General features: G+C 72.4%; 1 protein-coding gene. It reads right to left on the bottom strand.

Translation table 11 applies throughout. The features are described 5' to 3' along the window. The coding region (locus ASF18_RS08025; RefSeq protein ID WP_056350691.1) for a polysaccharide biosynthesis/export family protein at positions 1–1,061 on the bottom strand (1,061 nt) is incomplete at both ends.

Here is a 1,061-nt window from a genome sequence, read left to right as displayed (position 1 = left end):
GAGAAGACGGAGAGGACCTTCTGGACCTCGGTGAAGGGGGCGTTGGAGACGTAGACGAGGTCGCGGTTGCGCATGCGGAAGGCCTGGGTCAGGAACAGGCTGTTGGGGTCGCGCATGTTGATCCGGTAGACCACCGGAACCAGGGGCGTGCCCAGCAGGGGGCTGCCCGGCTTCAGGCGCCGCACCACCGCGGCCGGCTCGAAGCGGAAGATGAAGGTGCCCGAGGGATCGGCCTGGAAGTCGGACAGGCCGCGCGCCTTGGCCAGCGCCTGGGCCAGGGTAATGCCCTCGGCCTGGAACGGGATCTCGGTGGAGTTGCCCAGCGCGCCCACCGCCAGGAAGGTCTGGGGATCGCGCACCAGGGTCAGGGTGTCGCCCGGGCGCAGAAAGATGTTCTCGACCGGGTTCGACACCACCGTGGTCAGCGGCACCGTGGCGGTCTGCTGGCCCCGCGAGAGCCGCACGAAGGTCTCGTTGACCGGCGCGCGCACGCCCCCGGCGGTGGCGACCACGTCGAGCAGGCGGTCCCCCTTGCCCGAGAGCGGCACCCGGGCCCCGGCCACGACCTCGCCGGTGACGGTCACCGTCTGGGACACCGCCTTGGTGACCGAGACCAGCACCTGGGGCTGGATCGCCTTGCCGGCGAGCTCGGTCTCGATCAGGGCCTGCACGTCCTGGGGCCGGCGCCCGGCCACCTGGATGCGCCCGGCATAGGGCACGCTGATGGCCCCGTCGCGGGGCACCACCTGCTCGGGGATGAGGGCGGACTTGGAGCCGGCCGAGAAGCGGTCGGCCACCAGGGGCCCGGAGAACAACCCGCCCGAGCCGGCCTCCCAGACCGAGACGGCCACGTAGTCGCCCACCCCGATCACGGGCTCGAGGGAGGGGCGCCGGTCCCCGAAGGAGGCCAGCAGGCTGTCCAGCGCACGCCCGCGCAGCGCCTCGATCGTGGCCGCCGACAGGTCCACGATCTCGTAGCGGGCGAACGTCCCCTCGCTCGTGGACACGTCCGCCCCCTCCACAACCGCCCCCGTCGTCGGGCCGGCCGCAGGCAGAAGCGA

Origin of the sequence: Methylobacterium sp. Leaf89, from assembly GCF_001422215.1 — a bacterium.
In the GTDB taxonomy this organism is placed as follows: Bacteria; Pseudomonadota; Alphaproteobacteria; order Rhizobiales; family Beijerinckiaceae; genus Methylobacterium.
The sequence above is the reverse complement of the archived record's forward strand: the minus strand, read 5'-3'. Positions and strand labels throughout refer to the sequence as shown.